The organism is Tepidicaulis marinus, assembly GCF_000739695.1.
Lineage (GTDB): Bacteria > Pseudomonadota > Alphaproteobacteria > Parvibaculales > Parvibaculaceae > Tepidicaulis > Tepidicaulis marinus.
The window spans coordinates 57,890-80,768 of sequence record NZ_BBIO01000015.1; the positions used below are offsets into that span (position 1 = coordinate 57,890).

Genomic DNA, 22,879 nt, shown 5'->3' on the forward strand with positions numbered 1-22,879 from the left:
TAATGCGGGAAGGCGGAAGCGGGGATAAGTTGCTGGCCTAGCGCAGCGTATCGACGATTTCGGAGATGCGGCGGAAGAAATGCAGCCCCTGCACGATTTCCTCCTCGCTCATGTTATCGATGATCCGTTGCACATAGGCCTCGCCGCTGGCGATCATCTTTTCCAGATGCGTCTCGCCTTTCGCGGTCAGCGTGACGATCTTCTCCCGGCCCGAGCGCGGGTCTTCTTCCAGCCGCACCAGCGCGAGCGGGGGCTGCGCCATGGCGCGCAGGGCCTTGGTGATGGCGGCGCCGGAAATTTCGAACCAGGCTGAGAGCGAGCGCTCGATGGCCTTGCGGTTCATCGCCCTGCCGTCCCGGCCTTCGGAATGAATGAGCCAGAGGATCGCGACCTGATGGCGGCTCAGCGTGCCGCCGCGCAAGGCATCTTCCAGCGCGATCCCGGCCTTGTAGTGGATGGGATAGTAATATTCGAGGAATTGCAGCGCGGCTCTTTTCGGCCCGCCTTCTGCCCCGCCTTTTCGCCCACCCGGCTTTTTTGCCTTGGGGGCGGGGCCCGCCGCTTTCCCGCCCGAGCCTGAAAATTTGCTCTCTTTACCCATACTTGCCGCCTTTTCCGCCGCTGCTTGCCTGCTTTGCGCGGCCATTCTAGCGGCTGCGCGTCATTCGTCATCTTTCTTAATTGTTTACAAAAGAAACAATTTATTGAATCAATGGTACCGTCTTAAGGGAGGAGGACGATATGGAAAATGCAACGAGCGATCCCGCCGCGCTTCTGGCGGCCTTGCCGGAAGGCGACACGATTGCCGCCCCTTACGGGCTTTATGAAAAACTGCGACCCCATGCCCCGCTTTATGGCTATCAGGATTATCCGCCGGGCACGGTGCCCGATGCCGATGAGCCGGTAACCGCCTGGGTGCTGCTCGATTACGAGCATGTGGCGGCTGCTGCGCGCGATCACCGCGCTTTTTCCTCGCGCGATCCTTTGCAGGAGCAGTCGTCGGCGCCCACCCTCATGCTCGTTAATCACGACAATCCGGACCATGACCGCCTGCGCGCCATCGTCAATCTGGCGTTCTCGCGCAAGCGCGTCGAAGCGCTGGAGCCGGATGTGGCCCGCGTCGTCGAAAAAGCGGTGGCCGAGCTTGGCGCGGGCGAGCGGGAGATGATCTCGACCCTTGCCGCGCATATTCCCGCCCGGGTGATGGTGGACCTGCTCGGCCTGCCGGTGGAAATCGTCGAGCGCTTCAGAGGCTGGGCGACGGCCTTCATGCTCTCCGCCGATCTGAGCCCCGAAGAGCGCGCGGCCAGCAATCTGGAACTTGCCGGTTATTTCGCCGGGCGGGTGCAATCGCTCCATGCCAAACTGGAAGCCGGGGAAGAGATTCCCGACAGCCTGATCAGCGCGCTTTTGAAAGCGGATATGGAGGGCGAGAGACTCAGCCTCGATGAAGTGACGCGCTTCTGCATCACGCTGGTCGTCGCGGGCTCGGAGACAACGTCGTTCCTGCTCGGCAATCTGCTTTACAACCTTGCCACTATGCCGGAGCTGCGCGCGCGCCTTGCCGCCGATGAAAGCCTCATCACGCCTTTCATCGAAGAGACCTTGCGCCATAGCGGCCCGCCGCAGCGCCTGTTCCGCATCGCGCTGAAGGATACGGAGATCGGCGGCAAGCAAATCAAGGAAGGCGACTGGGTGGCGCTCTTCTTTGCCGCGGCCAATCACGACCCGGCAATGTTCGAGGCGCCGGAGCGGTTCGACATTTCCCGGCCCAATCTGAGCAAGCAGCTGACCTTCGGGGTGGGCATTCACCACTGCCTCGGCTCGGCGCTGGCGCGGATGGAAGCCCGCGCGCTTGTTTCGGCCATGGTGAACCAGATGCAGGATATCAGCCTTGCGGGCGCGCCCGTGCCCCAGCGCACCTCGCTCCTCAATCACGGCTTCGATGGGCTGACCGTCAAGCTGACGCCGAAAGCGGCCGGAAAAGAAAAGGAGAAGGCTCATGCAAGCTGAGACGCTGACCGGCGAGGAAAGCCGGAACCTGGAGGCAACGCAGGCCCTTTTCGCCGCCTTTGGCGAGGGGGACGTGCCGCGTATCATGACGTATCTCGCCGAGGACCCGCGCATCGAGTTTTACGGGCCCTCCCTCATCCCTTACGCCGGCATCTATCAGGGCCGGGAGGCGTGCGCGAGGTTCTTCGAAACGGTGCTCAGCTCCGTCGACATTCACATCTTCGAGCCGGAGGAGTTCATCGCATCGGGCAAGAAGGTCATCGTCACCGGGCGCCTGCATTTGACTGCCCGCTCCACGGGCCGCGATATCGTCTCGGATTTCGTCCATGTCATCGACCTTGAAGGGGCGAAATGGACGCGGTTCCGCGATTTCATGAACACGGCGGAGGCTGTCGCCGCCTTTTCGTGATTGGGGGTATTTGCAGGGGCTGGCCGAAGCTAGGGAAGTAAGCCGGGGAATTAAGCCGGAGCTGCGGACGGTTGGCTGGGGCGGCAGGATTCGAACCTGCGCATGGCGGTACCAAAAACCGCTGCCTTACCGCTTGGCTACGCCCCAAGACCGCTCTTTGAGTGGCCGGAACATAGCGAGTGATTTGGGCTTCTGCAACGGTATTTCCCCCCTTGCAGGCCCGCGCCAGCCCCTGTATAACGCGCCCTCGACAAGGCGGAGCGTAGCGCAGCCTGGTAGCGCACCTCGTTCGGGACGAGGGGGTCGCAGGTTCAAATCCTGCCGCTCCGACCATTTCCTAAAGAATTTCCAATTTCTTCTTTTATTGCAGGGTAACATTGAAAATGTTGCATCTGCCTCAACGTGTGAGGGGCCGATGGAGCAGCTAATGTTGCGCGTGCTAACATCATGATCTGTGATAATAATGGGCAAGGGAAACCGTAGGTAGGGCAGGGAGCGACGTTTGGCGTATCGTTACCTCAAGCGCGTCATCGATATTATCGGCGTTTTCACCGCGATCGTAATAGCTGCGCTTCCTCTCGCCATCATTGCGCTTGCGGTACGTTGCTCGCTGGGACGCCCTACATTGTTCAGGCAGGAACGCATTGGACAGCATGAACAGCCGTTCTATCTAATCAAATTTCGCACGATGAAAGACACATATACGCCGGATGGACAGCTATTGGCCGATGAAGAGCGGCTGACAGCTTTTGGCCGCTTTCTGCGAGCCAGCAGTTTGGATGAGTTGCCAGAACTCTGGAACGTTCTCAAAGGCGAGATGAGCCTTGTTGGACCCCGTCCGCTTCTTCCTGAATATTTGCCTTACTATTCCGAGCGCCAAGCACGCCGCCACGATGTGCGCCCAGGTCTAACGGGCTTGGCGCAAGTCAGAGGGCGCAATGCAATCTCATGGGAGACGCGGCTGGAAGCGGACGTCGAGTATGTTGAAAATCTCTCACTTGCATTGGATTGTGAGATTCTCCTGCGCACGATCGCTACGGTCTTTGCCAGAAAAGGTATTTCCGCTGACGGGCATGCTACGATGCCGCGGTTTGACGAGGAAGTTAAAGCAAGGAAGCAGAAATATTCCCGCCCGCAAACTGATGCCATAGGGCACAAGGAAGGTTAGTGACTTCAATGGATCGAATTGCGGTTATCGGTGCTGGCGGTCATGCCAAAGTCCTTGTCGCGGCATGGCTTGAAGCTGGAGGTCAGGTTGAAGTGATCTTGGACCGGGACCCGGCGCGGATTGGCGAAGACTTCTTTGGGCATAGAATTATGCCGCAATCCAATGATGCTCTGAAGGACCTTGCTGCGGTTTTAGCAATCGGTGACAATAAGACGCGTGCGCAGCTTTCGGGCCACCTGAGGCCAGCCAGCTGGCAGACCGTCATTCATCCCAGGGCATGGGTGCATGGGAGTGCTAAGATTGGAGCTGGGACGCTGATTTGTGCGGGAGCCGTTGTGCAGCCGGATGCAACAATTGGTGAGCATGCCATTATAAATACGGGTGCGATTATCGAACATGATTGCCGTATCGGGGCATTCGCTCATATAGGCCCGAGTGCCTGTTTGGGAGGGGATGTAGAAGCAGGTGACGGTGCGTTTGTCGGTCTGGGCGCCAAAGTCTTGCCGCGAAAGCGGCTCGGCGATTGGGCCGTTGTTGGAGGTGGGGCTTGTGTCACGAAGGACGTTGCCGAAAAAGAAACAGTCGTTGGCGTTCCCGCTGCTGCGATTTGACGTGACGATCGAAAGAATAAGAAATGAAAACTCAAACCCAGTCACCATATCGCATCTTGCTTTCCCCGCCTCATATGAGTGGCCGGGAACGCAAGTATGTTGACGAGGTTTTTGCGACAAATTTTGTGGCGCCGGCCGGCCCTATTCTTTCCCGCTTCGAGCAGATGTTCTGTGAAAGAACCGGCTTTTCCCATGCTGTCGCGGTGTCCAGCGGCACGGCTGCACTGCATCTTGCCCTTCGCTGCGCAGGAGTGGAGCGGGGCGATAGGGTGTGGGCGCCCACATTCACATTCATCGCTTCAATTGCGCCAATCATTTATCAAGGCGCAACGCCGGTTCTTTTCGATTGCGATGCGCACAGCTGGAACATCGATCTGGGTCTTGTCGAAGAGGAATTGAAAAAAGCCGCCCAGCGAAATGAGTTGCCCAAGGCAATTATTGCCGTTGATCTTTATGGAATGCCATGTGACCTGGAGCATCTAAAGGCCATAGCCGCTTCTTATGAGGTAGCCGTGATCGCCGACTCTGCTGAAGCAATTGGTAGCCGGCGGGAGGGCAAACATGCGGGTTTTGGTGCAGACTGCGCGGCATTTTCATTTAACGGAAATAAGCTGATAACGACCGGCGGTGGAGGGTTGCTGGCAAGTGAGGATGAAAAGCTTGTCGAATATGCACGTTTCCTTTCCCAGCAGGCCCGGGCGCCGGTTCTTCATTATGAGCACGAAGAGATCGGCTACAATTACCGCATGAGTTCTATCAATGCTGCCGTCGGGTGCGGACAGTTGGAAGTTCTGGAAGAGCGCGTTACCAGGCGGCGCGAGATCTTCGAGAATTATCGCAAGTCACTTGGCTCTCTTCCCGGTATTCGTTTTCCCGATGAACCTGCTGGGGCCAGAGCGAATCGTTGGCTTAGCGTGTTGACAACTAATGGGCGGCCGGATCTCGCCAAATTTATTCTCAGCCTCAACGAGCTTGGTATTGAAGCCCGCAGGCTTTGGAAACCAATGCATCTGCAAGGTGCGCTGAAGGGGGTGAACGTAATAGGAGGAAGTGTCGCAGAGAGACTTTTTGAAACAGGACTTTGCTTGCCCTCCGGAACCGATATGACCAAAGCAGACGAAGAGTTTGTCGCTACGGCTGTAAAGAAAATTGTATCGGAAATTGCGTAAGCAAGAGGCAGGCTGGCGCGTGTAAGAAGCTCTCTGAACGGCGGGCATAATCAAAATACTGTCTGCTCTTCCTCCGCTGCTTCCCGGAACCTCTCATGGAGAGTACGCCGGATGCCCGCTGCGATGGTCAGCGCTTAAGAGGACGGCCCAAGATAAGCGGACGGGGCCTAGCCGGGCGTTGATCGAAAAGACCAGGCCGGTTAGTGGAAAGTTACTATGTGCGGAATCGTTGGGTATCTTGGGGGAAGCGACCGGCACGGGATTGAGCCGGACGAAACCCTTCTCAAGCGAATGGCGGATACCATACGATCTCGCGGTCCGGATGATTGCGGTGTTTGGTTTGACGCGTCAGACGGTGTCGGGTTGGCCCATCGCCGGCTTGCCATTCTTGATTTATCTCCGGCAGGCCATCAGCCGATGCACTCGGCTTCCGGAAGATACGTCATTATTTTCAATGGCGAGATATATAATCACCTTGAGTTGCGCGAAGACCTGAAACAGCTGGGAACAGCACCTCAATGGCGTGGCCACTCCGATACGGAAACGCTGCTTGCCGGGTTCGAGGCTTGGGGCGTTGAAGGCACAATACGCCGCTGCGCCGGAATGTTTGCAATAGCGGTTGTTGATCGCAGGGCGCGTACGCTTACGCTCGTGCGTGACCGCATTGGTGAGAAGCCGCTTTATTACGGTTGGCAGCGGCGTGATGGGCGCGCTTGCTTTCTGTTTGGGTCTGAACTTAAAGCGCTAAAACTCCATCCAAGTTTTAATGCGGATATTGACCATGATGCGCTCTGTCTGATGATGCGCCACAATTATATTCCAGCACCATATTCGATATATCAGGGTATCAGGAAGCTCATTCCGGGCTGCCTGCTGACTATTCCTTGGTCAGCAGTGGAAGGTGATGGTGGGGCGTCGGCGCAATTTGAACCTAAACCTTATTGGTCTTTGGCGCAGGCAGCTGAAGCGGGATGCAGGGAACGGCGCCAAGGCGATGATGAAGAACTTGTCGGGGAACTGGACTCGCTGCTGAAGACCGTAATCGGTCAGCAAATGATTTCAGATGTGCCATTGGGTGCGTTTCTTTCCGGGGGCGTCGATTCATCGGCAGTTGTCGCGCTGATGCAATCGCAATCCTTGCGGCCGGTCAAAACCTTCACGATCGGTTTCGATGAGAACGATTACAATGAAGCCGTTCACGCAAAGAAGGTAGCGGAGCATCTGGGTACCGAGCATACCGAGCTTTATGTGACGCCGAAGCAGGCGCTGGATGTGGTGCCGCGGCTACCGGCGCTCTATGACGAGCCCTTCGCTGACTCCTCGCAGATTCCCACATTTCTGGTTTCGCATCTTGCGCGCCAGAACGTAACCGTCTCCCTGTCTGGTGACGGCGGAGACGAACTTTTTGGCGGGTATACCCGCTACCTGGTAGCAGCTGGCGTTTGGCAGAAGCTGTCGAAGGTGCCGGCGCCTCTTCGGGTGCTTGCCGCGAAAAGTCTTACAAACCTCTCTCCCCAAACTTGGGACGGTCTCGGCCGTATGATCCCCGGGCTGAAGAAGAGGTTAGGCGGGCGCATCGGTGACAAGGTTCACAAGGCGGCCGGTGTCTTTGGAAGCGACTCGATTGAGAGTTTATATAAGGGGCTGGTTTCTCACTGGGATGATCCGGAAAGCTTGGTGCTTGGAGGCAGAGAGCCGCCCACGTTCTTGACGGGGTGCGCACCGGAACTGGCCGGACTGAGTCAGGTTGAACGGATGATGGCCCTGGATATGCTGTCTTATTTGCCGGACGATATACTTGCTAAAGTAGACCGTGCGGCGATGGGCGTCAGCCTTGAAACGCGGGTTCCATTTCTGGACCATCGGGTGATCGAATATGCCTGGCAGTTGCCACAGACGATGAAATTCCGTGACGGGCAGGGGAAGTGGGCTCTTCGTCAGGTGCTCTATAAGTACGTGCCCAGGGAATTGATAGAGCGCCCTAAGATGGGTTTCGGGATCCCGCTCGACTCATGGCTGTCCGGCCCGCTGCGCGATTGGGCGGAAGATCTGCTGGATGAAAAACGCTTGCAGCAGGAAGGCTTTTTTCACCCTCTGCTGGTCCGGCAGAAATGGGAGGAGCACCTCGCCGGCCGGCGCAACTGGTCGTATCATCTTTGGGGCGTTCTTATGTTTCAGGCGTGGTTGGCCGAACAGCGCGGTTAGAAATTTGAAGTTGGAGGAGAAGTCTTCCTCGAATCTATAATTTCATGGCGGTAAGCATTGCCGCGTTAATTTTCCTCACATCGTATTTCTCGACGGCAATTCGCCGCGATTCCTCACCCATCGTCTCGATGATCTGCGGTGAGATGAGAAAATGTTCCATCGCCTCTTTGAGGGCGGAAATATTCTGTACCGGGACCAGGAAGCCGTTCACGCCATTGATGACTGTTTCCCGGCAGCCGGGAGCATCGGTGGTGATGATGGGCCGTCCCATTGCCATGGCTTCGAGTACTGTGCGCGGGGTGCCTTCGCGGTAACTTGGAAGCACATAGATATGAGAAGCTGCAATTGCTTCGCGCACATCTTCCAGCGATCCGTGCCATGTAATATGTCCGGCTTCTTGCCATTTGCGGACCTCGGCCTCGGGGATGCCGTCGGGGTTGGGGTCCAAGCCGCCAACCAAGTGGAATTCTGCTTCGGGCACAGCGACACGCAATTGTGCTGCTGCGGCAGCGTATTCGCGAATGCCTTTGTCGCCGATCAGCCGTGCAATCAACAAAAAACGGCGCGGTCCGCTTGGCAACGGAGCAGGGGTGAAGGTATTCGTATCGATGCCGGAACCGTTTACGATAACAACAGGAACCCCCGCAGGCAAAAGATTCATCCGGGCGAAATCGTCTTTGTCATCCTGATTCTGGAAAAATATCAGCGTTGCGCGGCGCAGTGCATGTTTATAAAGCCCGCGCAGAATTTTCTGAACGAGGGCCCGCTTACCGCGCGCTTCACCCGTAAAGGCATATCCCAGGCCCGTGATAAGGGCTGCGCGATCGGGGACGCGGGTGAGCCAGGCCGCAAGCAGTCCCCAGATGACGGGTTTGGCCGTATATCCAAAAAAAATGTCGGCCGGAGGTGGCGCAAAAGTCTGACAAGATAGAAAAGCGTGCGCAGATCGGCGAGCGGGTTCACGCCTGTCCGGCTGGCGGGAACCGAATGGCACGTCACCTCTTGTGCTTCCAGCCATGTCCGTGTGCGTGTGTCGTCCAGCAGGCCCGGCGCGGCGGCGTGAACGGTATGGCCGCGCGCGCGCAACTCCGCGATCAGAGTACCCCGGAAATTCTGAAGGGATGCCGAGTATCCAGCGAGGATGAATATAGAATGCACAGAAAGCCGCCAGTCGATGTACCAAAGGAAAAATATAGGGGATGTAGTAAGAAAAGAAGGTAATTCTTTTCGTGGTTTATCGCAGTGATTGGTGGCTGTGATGCATGGGGCGTTTCCAGTTGCTATCGGGGCGTTGGCGGATTCTATGGCAGGGCCGCAGGGTAAAATTGGAACTTGGCTCCATACCGCAGGTTGGTCTCACATGATCCGATTTTCCTCAACCAGTGCTTGAGGAAAATTGGCACAAACCGTATTGTGAAATAATACTTTTCGAGGGGATTTTCGATCACCGCCGGGCGGGAGGCCGGTTGAGCTCTGAGCCTCACTTTATCCATCGCATGTCATCAGTATTTCTTGCTAAACTCCCGCTTCTGAAAGACAAATTAGTTTCATGCTCAAATGGCCAGCGATTTCCACGCTATGCCGTCGGGATTGTTGCAGCGGCCTCTCCCGTAGAGGCTGTTTGTGTGTCGGGAGGGGTATGGGACGCACCTTCTGATGCGTGACGACAAATGCCTCTCTTGGAGGTGACTTATGGAAAAAGGCTCTGAATGAATACCAAGCAGGAAAAAATAGCTGTTATCGGGCTTGGGTATGTCGGGTTGCCGCTCGCGGTCGAATTCGGGAAGCGCCGCGCCGTCTTGGGGTTTGATATCGACCAAGGGAGAATTGCGGAGCTTCGTGCTGGACAGGATAGCACGCTGGAGGTCCCCCTTGAGGATCTCGCGTCAGCTAAGCGCCTTGAGTACAGCAATTCCGTCGAAAGCCTTACGGATTGCGGAATCTTTATTGTCACTGTGCCGACGCCGATCGATCAGGGGAATCGTCCGGACCTTACTCCGTTGCAAAAGGCCAGCGAAACCGTGGGCCGTGCCATGCAGCCTGGATCTTTGGTGATTTACGAGTCCACCGTATATCCAGGATGTACGGAGGAGTTTTGTGTTCCGATCCTTGAGCAGAGTTCGGGGCTCAAGTTCAACGAAGGCTTTTTTTGTGGGTATAGCCCTGAACGAATCAATCCAGGGGACAAGAGCCATCGTCTTTCGGACATTAAAAAGGTGACAAGTGGCAGCACTGCCGAGGTCGCGGAGATCGTAGACCGTCTTTACGCTGAAATCATTACGGCTGGCACCCACAAGGCAAGCTCCATCAAAGTGGCTGAAGCTGCCAAGGTGATCGAAAACACGCAGCGCGACTTGAACATTGCTTTGATGAACGAGCTCAGTCTGATTTTCCACCGCTTGGAAATCGATACTTTGGAAGTGCTCGAGGCAGCCGGCACCAAGTGGAATTTCCTTCCCTTTAAGCCGGGGCTTGTTGGCGGGCACTGTATCGGCGTGGATCCTTATTACCTGACGCACAAGGCTCAAGAGGTTGGGTATCATCCCGAAGTGATATTGGCGGGCCGCCGTATCAATGACGGCATGGCTGCCCATGTTGCAGATGAAACCATCAAATTGATGCTTAAAAAGAACAAGCCGGTGTTGGGTAGCCGGGTTCTGGTGCTTGGGCTGACGTTCAAAGAGGACTGTCCCGATTCACGCAATACCAAGGTAGTGGACCTGGTAGAGGCGCTTCAGGCGTATAGCCTCACAGTCGATATTTACGACCCTTGGATAAATGTAGAGGCCGCTCGGCGTCAGTATGATCTCAATTGCCTAGACCGGGAACCGTCGCTGGGAACGTATGCAGCCATTATCATTGCGGTCGGGCACAGGGAATTTAGAGACCTGGGCGAAGCAGGTATCAAGGCATTTGGCGAGCAAGGGGTTGTTGTTTTCGATGTCAAGGGCATTCTCCCGCCGCACGCTGTAGACGGCCGGTTGTAAGGGCAGTTCGGCATGAGCCGCTATCAAGAAATATTGCAAGACCTTCAACGGCAGCCGCGAACATGGCTAATCACCGGCGTTGCGGGATTTATTGGCAGCAACTTACTCGAGGCGCTGCTCAAGCGTGGGCAGCGGGTAGTCGGGCTGGACAATTTCCAGACGGGGCATCAGGCAAACCTGGACGAGGTGTGCTCTTTGGTGACGCCGGCACAATGGGAGCAGTTTCGCTTTATTGAGGGTGATATCTGCAATTTTTCGGATTGCGAGCGCGCAATGTACTGGGGGCGTGAGGTTCCCGTCGACTATGTCTTGCACCAGGCGGCCTTGGGCAGTGTGCCGAGGAGTATTGCCGATCCTATTGCGACAAATGCGGCGAACATCACCGGTTTTCTAAACATGCTTGTTGCGGCAAAAGATGCCGGCGTGACGAGCTTTACCTACGCGGCCAGCAGTAGCACTTACGGGGACCATCCCGACCTCCCGAAAATCGAGCATAATATCGGCAATCCGCTGAGCCCTTATGCCGTAACGAAATATGTCAACGAGTTGTATGCCGATGTTTTCGAGCGAACCTATGGGTTTAAGGCCGTCGGGTTGCGCTACTTCAACGTCTTCGGTCCGCGGCAAGATCCAAATGGCGCATATGCAGCCGTGATACCGAAGTGGACAGCAAGCTTGCTGCACGGTGAGACGGTCCACATCAACGGGGATGGGGAGACCAGCCGGGACTTTTGTTTTGTCGAAAATGCCGTGCAGGCAAATTTGTTATCGGCTACGGCAACATCTGTCGCAGCTCGGGGGCAGGTATATAATGTGGCTGTCGGTGAGCGGACAACCTTAAATGAATTGCTGAAGGCGATACAGGACGCGCTTGGCCGCAAAATGGCCATACCGCCGGTTAATGTGATTCATGATGATTTCCGGCCTGGTGATGTGCGCCATTCGCAGGCAGATATTTCAAAGGCTCGCACCCTGCTCGGATACGAGCCGACACACCGAATTTACGAGGGGCTGGCCGCAACGATGGAATGGTACATCCAAGCATCGTCGAACGATGACCGTCTTGGGCGACTAAAAAGATGAATGGAGCGGCTTTTGCCCGAACAGCGTAGGCATTCGGATTTCAGTTTTGATTTTCGGCGAACTTGGCCATTGTGGGCTTATTCACTTTGTATTGTGGCGTTAAGCTTCAAGCAGTTCCGCGGCGATGGAATGGCTGGCCCAATTGAATGGGTGGTTGCCACGGTTGCCTTGATTGTGATCATGGATGGCCTACGCCGGCGTGAGCTCCACAAGAATCCCTATATTTGGGGGGGAAGTATCCTCCTCGCTCTTCTATCGCTCGGCGGTTTCTGGGCATTGATTGTGGACCCTGCGCGCCTTGGGCTGCGTGATACGGCGTCCTACCTCTTCAGCTTTCTTGTTGTGATGGCCTTCCTCAATCTTGCCAGAGGGCGAGAGGTCGTGGCGCTGGCGGTACTTGCCGTCACAATTGCCACGTATCTAATCTTTGCTGCACTTGTGGCACTGATCCCCAACCCGTTCACGCCTTTGATGTGGCATTTTATTGCCAGCTCGAACGAGCAATTGATGTGGCATGCCAGCTCCCGGCTGCAGGGATTTTCGGACAATCCGAATCAGATTGCGTTCTTGGCCGTTTCCGGGCTCGGTCTTCTCGCTTATGTGGAAAACAGAGCTGCCCTTTCCCGTAAGGTCATCATTCCGCTTGCCATTGGTTGTGTGGTTGTAGGGGCAATGACCCATAGCGATTCTTTTTTCTTGGCACTGTTGACGCTGATGGTTGTTTTTTTTGCCATACATATTGTGGAGTTTGTTGGCGGAGGTCGTAACGGCGAAAAGAAAATTTGGAAGGGTAATCGCCCGCATACCATTACGTGCATCTTTCTTCTCGCTTTCGCGGGCGTGTTGTTCGTTTTGTTGGAGGGCGGGGAGGAGCGCCTGGTTTCCTTAGATACGGAGAGTAGTGGTGAAGAGGTGGCCGTAGATGAAAAGGTAAGCCCTGGAGAGAAGCCGCGTGAACTGAATGAGCTTGTGGACCGTGAGCTGCGCCGGGTAATGGCGGCGGATGCGCATCAGGGAACAGTACGTATAGAGCTTTGGAAGCGGGCGGTGAGTTTGGGGATGAAATCACCGTTGGTCGGCTACGGTCCTGGATACAAATTAGCGCCGGGTGAGCCTAATGCGATTCAGGAGGCGCATAATACGGTTCTTGATCTATTGCTCATCTCTGGGATTGTCGGTTTAGGCGGGCTATTGGCTTTGGTTCTCTTGGCGATCCGCGGGGGACTGAAAAACGGCCATCTAGCGATACTGATCGTAATGGGAACCGGCGTTTCTGTGTTCGCAATGTTTCATTATGTCGGACGGCAACCTGTCTTCTGGATAATAGTCTTTGCCATCATTTACGCAGCTAGCCTTGACCGGGTGTTGAAGTGGAGACCCGGCTTTCTGGCTCCAAACCGCGGCGCAACATAACAAGCAGCGTGGCCAGCCCAGCGCAAACGCCGGTCACGCAAATTACCAGAAAAATCAGTGGGCTTAAAACGCTCTCGCAACTGACGACGACAAGAATGGGCAACATCAGAATAGTTGCATCCATAAACGTTCGTATTTGTGTGGTCGTGATGGAAAGCAAAATCAGTTTCAGAAGAACGAAGAATAGCAATTGACCAAATAACCAAGCCCACCCCACCTCTGCCAGCGTGATTTCACTCGCTGACATACCGAGAACGATCGCAACGAAAGCGATAGAGACAAGGGTGGCAGCTAATACACGCCGGCCAAGTCCGTAAGCTTGTGCCGTCTCGATGAGGAAGCGGCTATATCCAAGAAGCGAAACACCTGCCGCAACGCCAAATGCGTAGGGAATGTGAGTGAAATAGCCTTCGAGAAATGACCGCTCGAGAACGATGAGGGCGCAGACGCCAAGGAAATACGTGAGGTGAAAAAGCGCCAGCCCTTCGGAAAAATATGGAGCGGGCTGGCTGGCCTTCGGTCGCTTGTTCTCCTCTCGCCCGGAAAGCAGGTAACTAAAGAGAATGGTCGGATAGATAGTGGCCAGAAACCATATCGCTGCGACCATGTCATAGAGCAAACGGTAGTTACCGAGCGCTTCGCGGCCGTAGGTTCGGTCGATGTGGAGCGACGGCAATTCCTGCATCACGATGATGGCGGCAGCCGCAGCAAAGAAGCTTAAGGTTGACGGAAGATAGGTCGGGCTAAGCCGAAACCGCATACTTTCTGCGTAACTGTATCGCTTTGCGATCCACCAGACAGATACGCCGCCAATGACCAATCCCTTCGCGGTAATGGCTATGACTGCCCAGTAAACGGACCCCGTCACCAGCAAAACACCCCAGGCGCTTGCATGTCGCAGAAGAGTTGCGGCGAGCCGGAACGCGTAAATCGTTCGAAATTTTTGCGCGACGGTAAGGTGGAAGACGAGCCTGTTGGAGGGATATGAGAGTAGATGCTCGATAGTTACGACAGCCACAATCAATTGCCCGCCTATGCCGGTCGCAGAATCAAGCGGGTAGAAGAAGTTCCCTAGTACCACGAGCAAGCATGAACCGAGGGCGAAGGGGAGCAGAGAGCCATTTATGCTGGCTAGGGCGACTGTATCTGCGTCCCTATCGCTCAAGCCATTGCGCTTTTCTTCCGAGCGGGCGAAGAGGGCTCCTTTGACCAAAGAGGATTCCCACAAATAATAAATCGCAAGAAAGACGATATAGATGCCGTAGCTGCCGTAGCCGCTAGGGCCGGCGAGGGAAAAAAAGACAAAAATCGCGGCGAGGTTTGATGCGAACGCGAGCGCGTTGATCCCATAGACGCTCAATAGCGTCTTCATGGGCGGGCTCGTTCAGAGTTGCTGCCGGTTAGCCGCTCAATCCAGAAAGGCGACTTTGTCGCGATGAGATTAAGGCCCGTTGCTTGGATCTGGCTTTTGTTGGCGTTTACACTGGTCAGTTCTTCAAGCGTGGACAGTTTGTTGAAGTGACCATCCTCAATGCTGAAAATTGTCATGCCGAGTTCATCGATGGCATATCGGACAGCGTCGCTGAGACCGCTCCGATCGGCATCCTCGATAATGAACGCCGTTTTACCGGCAACGGCTTTAGAAGCCCCCTGCAGTGCCCGCAGTTCAACACCTTCCACATCGAGCTTGATGATAACCGGTTTCTGGTCGGCATCAAGGTTTTCAAGTGCAAGCAGATCGTCAATGGTGACCGAGACGACATCGTTCACAACATTCTTCGATGCACCATACCAGTTTTCGTCGATCGAAAAACCCGCATGACGGCTGCCAAAAAGCGAAATTCTTTTGTCGCTTACGCTATCGATGGCTCGATGGTGGATATGGGCGTTCAGCTCGCTCACATTCAGTTTCAAAAGTTGAAAGCAAAATTCTGAGGCTTCGACGGCGACGACCGGATGTTCGCCATAAAGACCCGAGGCGACGCGCGCACTCCAAAAACCAAAGTTTGCGCCCAGATCGAGAAATATGTACGGAACGTCTGCGAAACGCGCCAACACCACGTCAATCTCAGGCTCATAGGACCATGACGGGTCAAGCAAACGGTTCCAGTAATAATCGTTCGAGGGGAAACGAAAGCAAAAACGTCCTTCTCTCACCATCGTCATGGTCGTCGGCCGTGTGATCTTGCTGATCATATTGTGAAGGCGCGAAATCCCTATATAGCCGAAGGGGCGTAATATCTTATGAGTTGTTTGCAGCGCGCGCACATGTATCAACGAGCGCAGATCCGGCGTCGATAGCGAAGCGTTGGTACGGTCAAAAATGATAGCTTCACTCGCTGCGTTCATCGTTCTTTGGCATCCGGTTGGGTAAGCGATTTAACTCATGTAGTGACCGATAGCCCCTCTAAGTGGGGACGGTTGCGGCGCAATGTTTGATTGTCAGTGGTAGCGGAAGATGATGTTGCTTGTCTTCTGAAAATAGGTGTCAGCGGAGCGCTCCTCGGAAAGTAAATTCTTGGATGCAGACAGTCAAAATCGGAACCGCGGCGGCTGCGCGAATGGCATCGTCCGCAGCGCTTGTGGAAAACTTGTGCTGAGCAGCATCGGAATAGGGTGTTTCTTGAGTTTTATATTTTTTCAGCAGGTAATACGGCGCCTGCCGTGAATATTTTATTGTCGTTACACCCTGATGGTGACGTAATACTTTCAAACCTAAAATACGGTTAGAAAATAAGTGGTTTTTTTGAAATAAAACGCTTCTATTCCACGGAATATGATCCCCGCCCAAAGCGTCCTTCCTGTACTTTTAGGCCATTACTGCTCCTCAGTAGGCCATTTTGACCGGCAATAAGGAGCATCCGCAAGCACAAGGCGCGGCACTTGTTGGTTGATCGGCAGAGCGATTCTTCGATCCGGTTTTTGGCGGGAAGCAGCCCATTTTAATCCTTCCAAAAGGCGCGGAAATTGGCGAGATTTTAGCGATGAACGCCTCGGATATCTCCCGAAAATGTCGGTATTGCCTCGGTGAGACAGCTCTGCTACTTAACTCGAGCTCTGCTTGGGGGGAGGGCATTGAGGGGTGCCCGCAAGTTGCACTTTGACGCTTCATTTCTATCAGTTATTCAGCTGAGGTCCTGATTTTGCGACCGAGAATCCTGACTGTGTTTGGCACTCGTCCAGAGGCCATCAAGATGGCGCCTCTGGTGAAGGCTCTGGATGCCGCAAATGGCATTGAGAGCCGGGTTTGCGTGACCGCCCAACACCGGGAGATGTTGGACCAAGTATTGAGCCTGTTCGATATTCGCCCTGACTTTGATCTTAACTTGATGCGCCCCGGGCAGGATCTGTTCGATGTCACCAGTCAGGTGTTGCTGGGTTTGCGTGACGTGTTGCGTGAGTTTCGCCCCGATAGGGTGTTGGTGCATGGCGATACGACCACCACGCTGGCTGCAAGTCTGGCGGCATTTTATGAAAAGATCCCAGTGGGCCATGTGGAGGCAGGGCTACGGACCGGCAATATCTATTCGCCCTGGCCCGAAGAGATCAATCGGCGCGTTGCTGGCTCCATTGCGGATCTGCACTTTGCACCGACGTCAAAGGCGCGCGATAACTTGTTGAGCGAAGGTGCGAAGCCCGAGAGTGTGATCGTGACAGGCAATACGGTGGTCGATGCGTTGCTCTCGGTGAGTAGCCGGCTCGACGAGGATAAGGCCCTCGCTGCGGAAATCGAAAAGAAACTGCCCCAAGTCGCTCCCGGGCGGAAGCTCGTCCTGGTGACGGGACACCGCCGCGAAAGCTTTGGGGGCGGTTTTGAGCGCATGTGCACCGCGCTGGCGCGATTGGCCGAAAGAAAAGACGTTCAGATTATCTACCCTGTGCATCTGAACCCCAACGTGCAGCAACCGGTCAACCGTTTGCTGGGCAGGCTTGAGACGGTAACGCTTGTAGAACCTATGGATTATTTGCCATTCGTGGCTCTTATGAAGAAGGCGCACATAATACTGACTGATTCCGGCGGTATTCAGGAAGAGGGTCCGTCCTTGGGCAAGCCCGTATTGGTGATGAGGGATACGACCGAGCGCCCCGAAGCGGTGGAAGCCGGTACGGTACGGCTGGTGGGCACTGACGTGGAGCGCATCGTATCGGAGGTCACCGCTCTTCTGGACGATAAGGAGACGTATATGGCGATGAGCCGAGCCCACAACCCTTATGGAGATGGCGCCGCCTGTCAGCGGATTGTCGAAAAGCTGGAGGCAGTTCATGCAGTTCAAGACTGTTAGCGTCGTCGGGCTTGGTTACATTGGATTACCCACCGCAGCGGTTTTGGCATCGCGCGGGCTCAAGGTCATAGGGGTGGATGTCAACCGGGATACGGTGGAAACCATCAATGCTGGCCGCGTGCCCATCGTTGAGCCTGATCTTGATGTGGTGGTTCAGGGGGCGGTGGCGACCGGCCACTTGCACGCCACTACGACGCCGGAACCGGCTGATGCGTTTTTGGTTGCAGTCCCGACGCCCTTCAAAGAGGGGCACGAACCTGATCTAAGGTATATTGAACAGGTGGCCAAAGCGTTGGCGCCGGTTCTGCAAAAGGGCAATCTTGTAATTCTCGAGTCGACGTCACCGGTCGGGGCGACCGAGCAAATGGCCGAATGGATGGCTGCTGCCCGGCCCGATCTCAGCTTTCCTCAGCACGAGGGTAACGAGAGTGACATCCATATTGCCCACTGCCCGGAACGGGTATTGCCTGGCCAGGTGATCCGGGAATTGGTCGAGAACGACCGTATAATTGGCGGGATGAGTGAGCGTTCGACCGAGCTCGCGACGGCGCTCTATGCTCTTTTCGTCAAGGGTGAATGTCTGCGCACTGATGCGCGTACAGCCGAACTCTGCAAGCTGGTGGAAAATTCCTTCCGTGATGTGAATATTGCGTTTGCAAACGAGCTTTCCGTTATCTGTGAGCGCCTGTCCATTGATGTCTGGCAATTGATCTCACTGGCCAACCGGCATCCGCGCGTCAACATCCTGCAACCCGGACCTGGTGTCGGCGGGCACTGCATTGCTGTGGACCCCTGGTTCATTGTGCATTCGGCACCGGAAGAGGCGCAATTAATTCGTACCGCGCGAGAGGTGAACGACGCAAAGCCGCTATATGTTGTAAGGCGCATTGCGCGCGCGGCAGAGCGTTTTAAGCGTCCGCGTATTGCTTGTCTGGGACTGGCATTCAAGCCCGATATCGACGATTTGCGCGAGAGCCCAGCGCTTGAGATTGTCGAGCATCTGGCAGAGACCAAGGCTGGCGAGCTTTATGTGGTAGAGCCGCATGTGGAAGAGTTGCCGCACTCACTGCAGGGTTACGAAGATGTTCATTTCATGACCGCGGAGAAAGCCATCGGCTCTGCTGATATCGTCGTCGTGTTGGTCAACCACAAAGTCTTTCAGAAAGTGGACACGTCGTTGCTCAAGGGTAAAGAGCTGATCGATACCCGCGGGATGTGGCAATGAAACAGGTGCTCATTAAAGACGGCGGGGTGATTGTCGACGAAGTGCCGGCGCCCGAAGCAGGTCCCAAGAACATTCTGGTGCAGGTCGAGTACTCTTGCATTAGCGCCGGCACGGAAATGGCGGGCGTCGCGCTTTCCGGCATGCCGTTATACCGACGGGCGCTGAAGCAGCCGGAGAACGTCAAGCGCGTACTCGACATGATGCGTGACCAGGGCGTGAAACGCACTATTGATCGGGTGCGGGGCAAACTGGCCGCAGGCAGTCCCACCGGTTATTCCGCGGCCGGTCGGGTGATTGCCGTCGGCGCGGAGGTGGAAGGCTTCGATGTAGGCGACCGGGTGGCTTGTGCCGGGGCGGGTATCGCCAATCATGCCGAGGTGATTGATGTTCCGGTAAATCTTGCCGTGCACATTCCCGAAGGCCTGAATACGAGTGTGGCTAGCACTGTGACGCTTGGCTCTATCGCGCTGCAGGGCGTACGCAGGGCCAATCCGACGCTGGGCGAGACGGTCGTGGTGGTGGGGCTTGGCATCCTCGGCCAGATTACAGCCCAACTGCTGCAGGCTAATGGCTGCCGGGTAATTGGCGTTGATCTTGCCGCCGACCGGGTTGCTCTGGCGCAGAAAAACGGCATGCAGCATGGGCTCGATCCCCAGGCAGAAGACTATGTCGCTCAAGTCTTGCGGTTGACTGATGGTTTTGGTGCAGATGCAGCTATCGTTACTGCCGCCACGCCCAGCGATGAAGTGATCAGTCAGGCATTCCAATCCTGCCGGCGCAAAGGCCGGGTGGTGCTGGTAGGCGATGTGGGGCTTCATCTTAAGCGTCCGGATATTTATGCCAAGGAGCTGGATTTTCTGGTGTCCACGTCTTACGGACCGGGGCGTTATGACCCGTCTTATGAAGAAGGCGGGCAGGATTATCCACTGCCTTATGTGCGCTGGACTGAAAACCGCAATATGCAGGCCTACCTCGAACTTTTGGCCGCCGGGACGATCAACATCGATGCGATGATCGGTGTGTCCTATCCACTGGAAAAAGCGGGTGAGGCTTATGCGGGACTTGCAAGCCCTGACCGCAAGGATCTCATCGTCCTTCTGGAATATCCGCCGCGGGGCGAAAGGGAGAGCCGCAAGGTCGTGCTGCGTACGGCACCCGCTGCTAAGCAGGGGGGCATTCGCGTTGGCCTTGCTGGGGCTGGCGGCTTCGCCCAAGGCATGCACCTTCCCAATATGGTCAAGTTGCGCAAGCAATATGCGTTGCAGGCAGTCATGAGCCGCACCGGTGCCAATGCAAAGGCGGTGGCAACCCAGTATGAGGCCGCTTACGCCACGACCGACTATGAGGCATTGCTGGCCGACGAAGCCATTGATTTGGTGATGATCACCACTCGGCACGATTTGCACGGGACTATGGTTTTGAAGGCGCTGCGCGCAGGCAAGAATGTCTTCGTTGAAAAGCCGTTGGCCTTGACGGAAGCCGAGCTTGCCGAAATCGAACAGTTTTACCGGGGACTTCCGGCGGATGGGGCGCCGCTCCTAATGACGGGCTTCAATCGCCGCTTTTCACCGGCGATGAGCGCTGCCAAGCAGGCGCTTGCTGGCCGTACCACTCCCCTCATTGCGAATTACCGTATGAACGCGGGCTTCATTCCGCCGGATCATTGGGTGCAGACCGCAGAAGGCGGCGGGCGTAATCTGGGTGAGGCGTGCCATATCTATGATACGTTCCGCGCGCTGGTCGGCGCGCCGGTCAGTGCTGTTTCTGCAGCTGCAGCGCAGCCCAAAGGCAAGCAGTGGAAGCGGAATGACAATTTCGTGGTGAATCTGACATATGCTGACGGCTCATTGTGCACGCTCACATACACAGCTTTCGGTGCGCGGGAACATGCCAAAGAACGGATGGACGTGTTCGCGGATGGCAAAGTAATCGAGCTTGACGATTACAAAGCTGTGCGTGTTGCCGGTACAAAAAAAGGGAGCTGGAGTGCGGCAAGCAGCCAAAAAGGGCAATTTGAAGAGCTTGTTGAGTTGGCTGAGGCTCTGAAAGGCGCTCGGCCTTGGCCGATTTCTCTCGAAGAACAACTCGAAACTAGCCGCGTTGCTCTCAAGGTTGAGCAGCAAATCCGTGCGAGTGGAGGCGGGGAGACCACAACGGATTAAGTGCGGGCCCATTTGGCAGCTGGCGAACAGAGTTGGTAGAAGATGCAGGCCCGAAAAGGCAATCTGAGAAAAAGTAAGGTAAGGTAACGCATATGTGCGGCATCGCGGGCTTCTACAATTACCGCAACACAGCTCCGGTGGATAGGGATGTGCTTTTGCGCATGCGCGATGTGGTGCCGCACCGTGGACCTGACGGTGCCGGAGCCTGGTTCTCTGACGAAGGGCGTGTGGCGCTCGGTCATCGGCGGCTCTCCATTGTTGATCTGAGCGAGACGGCCAATCAGCCAATGCTCGATGGACGCGATCTGGTCGTGACCTTCAACGGTGAAATCTACAACCATCGCGAGCTGCGCGCGACTCTGACCAATTCTGGATATAATTTCCATACTGACCATTCGGATACGGAGGTGCTCCTGCACGGCTACCGCGAATGGGGGCTGGGTGGGCTGCTGAAGCGGCTCGAGGGTGATTTCGCATTCGCTATTTGGGATGGCAGAAAGCGCCGTTTGTCGCTGGCTCGCGACCGTGTTGGCGTCAAGCCGCTATATTTCGCATCTTCTGGCGGCGCTTTCATATTCGGGTCCGAGATCAAGTCGATTCTGGAGCACCCGGCGGTGGTGCGCGATATCGACCCTATGGCGATGTACCACTATCTCTCTTTCCTGACCACGCCCGCGCCGCAGACCATGTTTGCGGGCGTGTGGAAGTTGCCCGCCGGCTGCTGGCTGGAAGTGGAAGAAGGGGCCATTCGGGCCGGGCGCTACTGGGACGCCGTGCCGGGCCAAGGTATAGACCCGGCCGAAACCAAGGGCTTGTCGGATAAGGCGTTGGAGGCCTTCTACGTTGACGGCATCCGCTCTCGCCTGGAAGAGGCTGTGGAAAAACGCATGATGGCCGATGTGCCGGTTGGGGTTTTCCTGTCCGGCGGCGTGGATTCCTCAACCAACGTGGCGCTGATGAGCCGCCACAGCAACGGGCCGGTGCGTACATTCACGATCGGTTTCAAGGACCATCAGCACCTTAATGAGCTGGATCATGCCCGGCGCATTGCCGATCGCTATCAGACCGAGCATCACGAGATCCTAATCGAGGAAGCTGACATGGTTGGCTATCTCGAGCAGCTGGTGCACCACCAGGACGAACCGATCGCTGACTGGGTGTGTATTCCCCTGCACTTTGTCTCAAAGCTTGCAAAGGACGCGGGGGTTACCGTGATCCAGGTAGGCGAAGGGGCAGACGAGCAATTCTGCGGTTATGCCAGTTACATGGGTTACCTCAGGCTCTATCATCGCTACTGGCATCCCTTTCGCAGTTACCTTCCGGGCTTTGCTCGCAAGGGCATCGCCGGCATGGCCATGGCGGCAGCACGGATGCGTCCATCGTTGATGGTTTATGCGGATATTATCGACCGGGCTGCGCATGACCGCGAACATTTCTGGAGCGGCGCCACGGTGTTCTGGGAAAACATGAAACATATCATCGTCAATCCCGAAGCCTTTCAGCCGGCGCCTGTTGACGCGGACATGCGGGCGACGGGGCTTCTGCCGCCAGATTACGAGGAAACGGATACTTTCAACATCATCCGCTCGTTTCTTGGGCCTTTCGATGCCGCCCATCCGGGACAAGATGCGCTCACGCGGATGATCCATAATGAATTCCGGTTGCGGCTGCCGGAACTGCTGCTCATGCGCGTGGACAAAATCACGATGTCGAGCTCGCTGGAAGCCCGCGTGCCTTTCCTGGATGACAAGCTGGTGTCATTTACCATGGACATTCCTGAGGCATGGAAAACGCGTGGCGGCGAGCCGAAATACCTGCTCAAAAAAGCGGTGGAAGATCTGCTTCCGCATGATCTGATTTATCGTAAAAAGCAGGGATTTGGCGCTCCCATGAGTGAGTGGTTGCGCGGTAGGTTCGGCCAGCAGGCACGCGATACGATCATGCAGTCGCAGCTCATGCAGCGCGGCTTCTTCAAAACCGACGCGGTAGAAGCCTTGATTGAGGCGCACCGCCAGGGGAGTGCCGACAATAGCCTTTATATCTGGACATTGTTCAATCTGGCGGCTTGGCACGATTACTGGATATCGAAGTAGGTGAGACCTCTTTTGCCGGCAAGCAGCTATGCAATAGATACCGTGATGCACATTCAGC

18 protein-coding genes and 2 tRNA genes are annotated in these 22,879 nt (G+C 55.7%); 14 read left to right on the forward strand and 6 right to left on the reverse strand.

Annotated elements, in window-relative coordinates; genetic code table 11:
• Positions 1-37 precede the first annotated feature (37 nt).
• Complete coding sequence (locus M2A_RS13255) at positions 38-601, reverse strand: MarR family winged helix-turn-helix transcriptional regulator (protein ID WP_197052937.1); 564 nt, start codon at positions 599-601, stop codon at positions 38-40.
• A gap of 140 nt (positions 602-741) precedes the next feature.
• Between M2A_RS13255 and M2A_RS13260 the strand changes: the two genes are divergently transcribed.
• Positions 742-2,013: a cytochrome P450 gene (locus M2A_RS13260; RefSeq protein ID WP_045448435.1), complete on the forward strand. Its 1,272-nt coding sequence runs from the start codon at positions 742-744 to the stop codon at positions 2,011-2,013.
• A complete protein-coding gene (locus M2A_RS13265; protein ID WP_045448437.1) occupies positions 2,003-2,422 on the forward strand; it encodes a nuclear transport factor 2 family protein in 420 nt (139 codons plus the stop codon). Before M2A_RS13260 ends, M2A_RS13265 begins: the two co-directional genes overlap by 11 nt.
• Before the next feature lie 72 nt (positions 2,423-2,494).
• Here the strand turns inward: M2A_RS13265 and M2A_RS13270 are convergent.
• Positions 2,495-2,569, reverse strand: a tRNA-Gln gene (locus tag M2A_RS13270).
• 109 nt (positions 2,570-2,678) lie between these two features.
• Here M2A_RS13270 and M2A_RS13275 point away from each other — a divergent pair.
• From M2A_RS13275 to asnB (M2A_RS13295), 5 genes are all read left to right on the forward strand, one after another.
• Positions 2,679-2,755: transfer RNA gene (locus M2A_RS13275), tRNA-Pro, on the forward strand.
• A 169-nt stretch (positions 2,756-2,924) separates the two neighbouring features.
• Positions 2,925-3,590: a sugar transferase gene (locus M2A_RS13280; RefSeq protein ID WP_081875625.1), complete on the forward strand. Its 666-nt coding sequence runs from the start codon at positions 2,925-2,927 to the stop codon at positions 3,588-3,590.
• A gap of 8 nt (positions 3,591-3,598) precedes the next feature.
• Positions 3,599-4,201, forward strand: coding sequence for an acetyltransferase (locus M2A_RS13285; RefSeq protein WP_045448439.1), 603 nt, complete (start codon positions 3,599-3,601; stop codon positions 4,199-4,201).
• 23 nt (positions 4,202-4,224) lie between these two features.
• Positions 4,225-5,370: a DegT/DnrJ/EryC1/StrS family aminotransferase gene (locus tag M2A_RS13290; protein ID WP_045448441.1), complete on the forward strand. Its 1,146-nt coding sequence runs from the start codon at positions 4,225-4,227 to the stop codon at positions 5,368-5,370.
• 216 nt (positions 5,371-5,586) lie between these two features.
• Complete coding sequence (asnB, locus tag M2A_RS13295; protein ID WP_045448443.1) at positions 5,587-7,575, forward strand: asparagine synthase (glutamine-hydrolyzing); 1,989 nt, start codon at positions 5,587-5,589, stop codon at positions 7,573-7,575.
• 34 nt (positions 7,576-7,609) lie between these two features.
• On the opposite strand, the gene M2A_RS13300 is transcribed toward asnB (M2A_RS13295), so the two are convergent.
• On the reverse strand, positions 7,610-8,593 hold the full coding sequence (locus tag M2A_RS13300; RefSeq protein ID WP_197052938.1) for a glycosyltransferase family 4 protein: 984 nt from the start codon (positions 8,591-8,593) through the stop codon (positions 7,610-7,612).
• A 691-nt stretch (positions 8,594-9,284) separates the two neighbouring features.
• Between M2A_RS13300 and tviB the strand changes: the two genes are divergently transcribed.
• Genes tviB through M2A_RS13315 form a run of 3 tightly spaced genes read left to right on the forward strand, consistent with a single transcriptional unit; the run spans position 9,285 to position 13,058 of the window.
• Entirely contained in the window at positions 9,285-10,562 is a 1,278-nt protein-coding gene (tviB, locus tag M2A_RS13305; RefSeq protein ID WP_045448444.1) for a Vi polysaccharide biosynthesis UDP-N-acetylglucosamine C-6 dehydrogenase TviB, read from the forward strand.
• 12 nt (positions 10,563-10,574) lie between these two features.
• Entirely contained in the window at positions 10,575-11,645 is a 1,071-nt protein-coding gene (locus M2A_RS13310; protein ID WP_045448446.1) for an NAD-dependent epimerase/dehydratase family protein, read from the forward strand.
• Positions 11,646-13,058, forward strand: coding sequence for a TgpA N-terminal domain-containing protein (locus M2A_RS13315; RefSeq protein ID WP_045448447.1), 1,413 nt, complete (start codon positions 11,646-11,648; stop codon positions 13,056-13,058).
• On the opposite strand, the gene M2A_RS13320 is transcribed toward M2A_RS13315, so the two are convergent.
• From M2A_RS13320 to M2A_RS18055, 3 genes are all read right to left on the reverse strand, one after another.
• Positions 12,994-14,430, reverse strand: coding sequence for a hypothetical protein (locus M2A_RS13320; protein ID WP_045448449.1), 1,437 nt, complete (start codon positions 14,428-14,430; stop codon positions 12,994-12,996). The genes M2A_RS13315 and M2A_RS13320 overlap by 65 nt on opposite strands.
• On the reverse strand, positions 14,427-15,407 hold the full coding sequence (locus M2A_RS13325) for an FkbM family methyltransferase (RefSeq protein ID WP_081875626.1): 981 nt from the start codon (positions 15,405-15,407) through the stop codon (positions 14,427-14,429). The genes M2A_RS13320 and M2A_RS13325 overlap by 4 nt, the downstream gene beginning before the upstream one ends.
• 139 nt (positions 15,408-15,546) lie before the next feature.
• Positions 15,547-15,849 (reverse strand): hypothetical protein, encoded by a 303-nt coding sequence (locus M2A_RS18055; protein WP_156101766.1) that lies wholly within the window; start codon positions 15,847-15,849, stop codon positions 15,547-15,549.
• Between the two features lie 403 nt (positions 15,850-16,252).
• Here M2A_RS18055 and wecB point away from each other — a divergent pair, with 403 nt between their 5' ends.
• From wecB to asnB (M2A_RS13345), 4 genes are all read left to right on the forward strand, one after another.
• On the forward strand, positions 16,253-17,341 hold the full coding sequence (wecB, locus tag M2A_RS13330; protein ID WP_045448453.1) for a non-hydrolyzing UDP-N-acetylglucosamine 2-epimerase: 1,089 nt from the start codon (positions 16,253-16,255) through the stop codon (positions 17,339-17,341).
• Complete coding sequence (wecC, locus tag M2A_RS13335) at positions 17,322-18,566, forward strand: UDP-N-acetyl-D-mannosamine dehydrogenase (protein WP_045448455.1); 1,245 nt, start codon at positions 17,322-17,324, stop codon at positions 18,564-18,566. The genes wecB and wecC overlap by 20 nt, the downstream gene beginning before the upstream one ends.
• On the forward strand, positions 18,563-20,728 hold the full coding sequence (locus M2A_RS13340) for a bi-domain-containing oxidoreductase (RefSeq protein WP_045448457.1): 2,166 nt from the start codon (positions 18,563-18,565) through the stop codon (positions 20,726-20,728). The genes wecC and M2A_RS13340 overlap by 4 nt, the downstream gene beginning before the upstream one ends.
• Positions 20,729-20,820: 92 nt before the next feature.
• Positions 20,821-22,821, forward strand: coding sequence for an asparagine synthase (glutamine-hydrolyzing) (gene asnB, locus M2A_RS13345; protein ID WP_045448459.1), 2,001 nt, complete (start codon positions 20,821-20,823; stop codon positions 22,819-22,821).
• Positions 22,822-22,879: the final 58 nt, after the last annotated feature.

Bases quoted from the DNA above. Each gene is read 5' to 3' on its own strand.
- M2A_RS13255 (WP_197052937.1), bottom strand. From the start codon at position 601: ATGGGTAAAGAGAGCAAATTTTCAGGCTCGGGCGGGAAAGCGGCGGGC.
- M2A_RS13260 (WP_045448435.1), top strand. From the start codon at position 742: ATGGAAAATGCAACGAGCGATCCCGCCGCGCTTCTGGCGGCCTTGCCG.
- M2A_RS13265 (WP_045448437.1), top strand. From the start codon at position 2,003: ATGCAAGCTGAGACGCTGACCGGCGAGGAAAGCCGGAACCTGGAGGCA.
- M2A_RS13285 (WP_045448439.1), top strand. From the start codon at position 3,599: ATGGATCGAATTGCGGTTATCGGTGCTGGCGGTCATGCCAAAGTCCTT.
- M2A_RS13290 (WP_045448441.1), top strand. From the start codon at position 4,225: ATGAAAACTCAAACCCAGTCACCATATCGCATCTTGCTTTCCCCGCCT.
- asnB (WP_045448443.1), top strand. From the start codon at position 5,587: ATGTGCGGAATCGTTGGGTATCTTGGGGGAAGCGACCGGCACGGGATT.
- M2A_RS13300 (WP_197052938.1), bottom strand. From the start codon at position 8,593: ATGGCTGGAAGCACAAGAGGTGACGTGCCATTCGGTTCCCGCCAGCCG.
- tviB (WP_045448444.1), top strand. From the start codon at position 9,285: ATGAATACCAAGCAGGAAAAAATAGCTGTTATCGGGCTTGGGTATGTC.
- M2A_RS13310 (WP_045448446.1), top strand. From the start codon at position 10,575: ATGAGCCGCTATCAAGAAATATTGCAAGACCTTCAACGGCAGCCGCGA.
- M2A_RS13315 (WP_045448447.1), top strand. From the start codon at position 11,646: ATGGAGCGGCTTTTGCCCGAACAGCGTAGGCATTCGGATTTCAGTTTT.
- M2A_RS13320 (WP_045448449.1), bottom strand. From the start codon at position 14,430: ATGAAGACGCTATTGAGCGTCTATGGGATCAACGCGCTCGCGTTCGCA.
- M2A_RS13325 (WP_081875626.1), bottom strand. From the start codon at position 15,407: ATGAACGCAGCGAGTGAAGCTATCATTTTTGACCGTACCAACGCTTCG.
- wecB (WP_045448453.1), top strand. From the start codon at position 16,253: ATGGCGCCTCTGGTGAAGGCTCTGGATGCCGCAAATGGCATTGAGAGC.
- wecC (WP_045448455.1), top strand. From the start codon at position 17,322: ATGCAGTTCAAGACTGTTAGCGTCGTCGGGCTTGGTTACATTGGATTA.
- M2A_RS13340 (WP_045448457.1), top strand. From the start codon at position 18,563: ATGAAACAGGTGCTCATTAAAGACGGCGGGGTGATTGTCGACGAAGTG.
- asnB (WP_045448459.1), top strand. From the start codon at position 20,821: ATGTGCGGCATCGCGGGCTTCTACAATTACCGCAACACAGCTCCGGTG.